This window comes from Salmonella sp. 32100201201700099SM (assembly GCF_017572645.1).
GTDB classification, from domain to species: domain Bacteria; phylum Pseudomonadota; class Gammaproteobacteria; order Enterobacterales; family Enterobacteriaceae; genus Salmonella; species Salmonella enterica.
Genome location: NZ_JAGERQ010000024.1, coordinates 1 through 3,720, shown reverse-complemented (window position 1 = coordinate 3,720; position 3,720 = coordinate 1). Strand labels below are relative to the sequence as shown.

General features: G+C 43.1%; 3 protein-coding genes and 1 pseudogene. 3 read left to right on the top strand and 1 reads right to left on the bottom strand.

Going from position 1 to position 3,720, the window contains the following annotated elements; genetic code table 11:
- Positions 1 to 1,361, top strand: a 1,361-nt coding sequence (locus J4685_RS22315; protein WP_208202761.1) for an NERD domain-containing protein, incomplete at its 5' end; no start/stop codon positions are given.
- A gap of 188 nt (positions 1,362 to 1,549) precedes the next feature.
- On the opposite strand, the gene J4685_RS22715 is transcribed toward J4685_RS22315, so the two are convergent.
- Positions 1,550 to 1,708 (bottom strand): hypothetical protein, encoded by a 159-nt coding sequence (locus tag J4685_RS22715; RefSeq protein ID WP_001403044.1) that lies wholly within the window; start codon positions 1,706 to 1,708, stop codon positions 1,550 to 1,552.
- 557 nt (positions 1,709 to 2,265) lie between these two features.
- Here J4685_RS22715 and J4685_RS22310 point away from each other — a divergent pair.
- A complete protein-coding gene (locus J4685_RS22310; protein ID WP_163396971.1) occupies positions 2,266 to 2,415 on the top strand; it encodes a hypothetical protein in 150 nt (49 codons plus the stop codon).
- Positions 2,416 to 3,421: 1,006 nt separating this feature from the next.
- Positions 3,422 to 3,720 (top strand): annotated as a pseudogene (locus J4685_RS22305) (NERD domain-containing protein); the annotation flags it as partial.

Below are 3,720 nucleotides of genomic sequence, written 5' to 3'. Positions count from 1 at the left end.
ACAGGAGATTCATTTATCTAAAAGATGATTTTGGCAGTTTCAAATTTTGGCGAGCTCTCGAAAAGTGCATGTACGAAGCAAACTCAACTTACTCACACGCGATACTTGCCGTAATAAATAATGGCGGTTATTTGAAGGTGAAAGATTTTGGGATTGTGTCTGGATCTCCTATAAAACAAGCTAAACATTTAAGTTATGAAACAGTTCTAAGAAATCTACTTTCGGCAAAAATACTTAGAGCCGTGTATATTGATGGAGTTGGTGATTGCGTACTGATAAATAACAACATAGCCAACGATGTTAATATTAGAACAATGGCAAATTGCGAATCCTTTTTTGACAAACCAATATTGGAGCTTGTTAAAGCTTGGTTGAGGAATTTAGGCCTAGTCGCTTTTAATCAGATAAAAACAAAATATGATGGGGAGGGAAATCCAGTTGTAGGCTCTTTTGAATGGGATATGACCGCTCCAAGTTACGTTTCCCCTCTCGCTGAATATGTCGGCGGAAAACTGATGCCTGGTTTCGTTGCCTGTGATTTTTCTCTCGGCTTTAATCGTGATGAAATTACTACCGCTGCAGCAGAAACATTCATAAGAAAAGTCCAGATGACCAAGTCTTCTCGAGCGAGTCAGAGGATAATGTTTGTTATTTTCGCAAGGCGTTTCGGCAAAATAGCCTTCAATAAGTTGAGAAGTGAGGGGGTTCTGGCTGTAACTATAGCAAATGCGTTTGGTAATAAAGTTGATGAAAGCTTAACCAGGTTGTCGAGGGTGGTTCAGGGTTCTTTGTCCATTGAAAAGCATCCAGATGAGTTGCTTCAGATGGTTAAAGATCTGGAGTCTGTTTCTGGAGAGAATGGCAATTTGAGAGGGTATGTTTTTGAGCTTTTTGTATCCTCGCAAATTTCTAATTTTTATGGCCTTGGTAATATTTACATTAATAGAGAGTATAAGATAAATGGTAAGCATGCAGAAGCTGATGTTGTATTGGAGAGTAGTGACGATATTTATATAATAGAGTGCAAAAATGTTAAGGTCTTACCTTCAACTGAACTTACGCGTTGGATGAAAGAAAGGGTTCCAATTATAAACTCTTACTATAAAATAAATAATTTAGAAAAAAAGAATATCCACCATTATTTGTGGGTTACAGGGAATGTGTACAACAAAGATTTAAAAAGGTTAGACTCTTTTAAGAATAATAATAAGAATATCGATGTTGATTATTTGTTTGGTGAGCATTTGGATGATTTCTTTTACAAGAAAAAGCGGGTGTTCAACTTATATAGAAAAGTCATTTCACCTGATTATAAAAAAGGCGTAATGCCTGATTTTGAGTTAGAGGACGATTTTTTCTAGCTACTGCGTTTCTTGACGATGGCGCTTTGAAAGGCGTATCTTCCATCTCTGAAACGAAAAAACCACCCGGCAAGGTGGTTTTTCGAAGGTTCAGGAAACCGGCAAGTTTCTGAACCGTGGTAACTGGCTTAAACGGAGCGCAGTGACCAAATCTGTCCTTCCAGTGTAGCCGTAGTCAGGTCAACACTTCAAGAACTCTGTGTATGCTTGTACACGCCTCTCCGCTCCGTAAACCAGATACCAATGGCTGCTGCCAGTGGCGTTTTGTCGTGTCTTTCCGGGTTGGACTCAAGTCGATAGTTACCGGAACAGGCGCAGCAGTCGGACTGAACGGGGGGTTCGTGCATACAGTCCAGCTTGGAGCGAACTGCCTTCCCGGAACTGAGTGTCAGGCGTGGAATGAGATAAACGCGGCCATAACAGCGGAGTGACACCGGTAAACCGAAAGGCAGGAACAGGAGAGCGCACGAGGGAGCTACCAGGGGGAAACGCCTGGGATCTTTATAGTCCTGTCGGGTTTCGCCACCACTGATTTGAGTGTCAGATTTCGTGATGCTTGTCAGGGGGGCGGAGCCTATGGAAAAACGGCAGCGGCGCGTCCTTTTCCTGCCCTGTTTGTCATGCCACATGCTTTTGCTCTTATCCGTGTGCAGCTAACGCCCGCCGCAGCCGAACGGCAGGAGCGGCAGCGACCGAGTGAGCGAGGAGGCGTCATATCACAGTAACCCCCATTTTCTCCCGTACGCCCTGTAGCTGCATTTTCCCCTGTCACATGAAGCACTTTCCTGAACCCCGACCCCGCCGTAACATATTCAGCTAGTTTAGACTCCGCTAGCGCTACGTGACTGGTTCAGGGCTGCGCTCCGAAACCCGCTAACACCCCTCAGCTACTGGATATCACAACATGCCATCTGAGTATGATGAACAACGGGATGCGACTGATGCTCTGCTTCCCGGCGAATATGACCTTTTTGATTTAATGGCGCAGGTTACTGAAGAGAACCTGCACGCCCCGGTGGATTTTGGGCCACCTGTCGGCCGTGAAGCGTTATAGCTTTTTCGCTTACCCGCGTACGTGTAATACGCCGGTATTACATCTTATTTCTTTATTTTCATGTGATTACAGGTGGTTGTAATACGTTGTGTATTACATAAATAAACGGGAACTTCAGTTTTTACCTTTTAATTCATGCAATTGCGATGAAAATCGCGGTTGCGTATGGTGTATGACCATTTTAAGGTTGAAAAATAATCAACCATGGAGGGTGATTTACGCAGGTTAAGGGGAGATCGTGACAAAAAAAGCGTTCCTCACTGTATCGTTCATGCCTGCATGAACGGGTTATTCTTCCTGACTACAGAATTACATCAAAAGTACATCAAAATTACATCACTTTTACGTCAGATCGCGGGTGTACAACAGAATTACATCAAAAGTACATCAAAAGTACATCACTTTTACGTCACTTTTACATCATTTTTACGTCAGATCTGACCTCTGAACTATTCGTACATCCGCCCCTCTTCCTGGGCCTCCTGCACGTGCTGAAAATGGTTTTTCCGGCTGTGCCGGCAACGCCTCACGGCCACGCAATAAATTGCGCACCCGTTCACCGTTTTCTGTTGGCTTTGGTGCAGATTTTAAGTCATCCGGCCTGAATTCAGGCCAAAATCGCCCGCGAGTCAGTTCGGTGCATAGTCATGCATAGGGCTGAAAATCTCTCAGCGCGTTTCTGGCGGGTTTTCGGGTGGTTTGTTGCCTGTTTTACCGGTTTCCCGTCAGAAACGCTCTCAGAGCCTCTCAGGCGGTGCACGCAACGGATGTTATGGTAAATGGAGTAGCTGATAGTTCGATAAAAAAATGTCACAATACTATCTTTATGATTTAAAAGGATTAAATAATTATAAAGACGATATTTCTTTGTGCTCAATTTAAAGTAAGTAATTAACCATCTGATTTTTAATTATTTTTTATAGTCACTTTTTTTTAAAAGACTGCGCCCTATTACACGTAGTGTAATATTATAAATAGCGTAGTGTGACAGAAATAAGGTGAGGATATGAAAAAAAGTGTTGTTAGACAGGTGCTTGAAATGAGCGGGCCATGCATCTCTTCGGATCTTGCAGAGAGAATTCAGTGGCAACATCCCTCAATGTCCCCTGAAGCGATACGTAAAATGATCTCGCGAAGCACGGACATAGGTAAGCTGCCATTTTTGAAATTCAGCCATAACAGGAGATTCATTTATCTAAAAGATGATTTTGGCAGTTTCAAATTTTGGCGAGCTCTCGAAAAGTGCATGTACGAAGCAAACTCAACTTACTCACACGCGATACTTGCCGTAATAAATAATGGCGG

Bases quoted from the DNA above. Each gene is read 5' to 3' on its own strand.
- J4685_RS22310 (WP_163396971.1), top strand. From the start codon at position 2,266: ATGCCATCTGAGTATGATGAACAACGGGATGCGACTGATGCTCTGCTT.
- J4685_RS22715 (WP_001403044.1), bottom strand. From the start codon at position 1,708: ATGCACGAACCCCCCGTTCAGTCCGACTGCTGCGCCTGTTCCGGTAAC.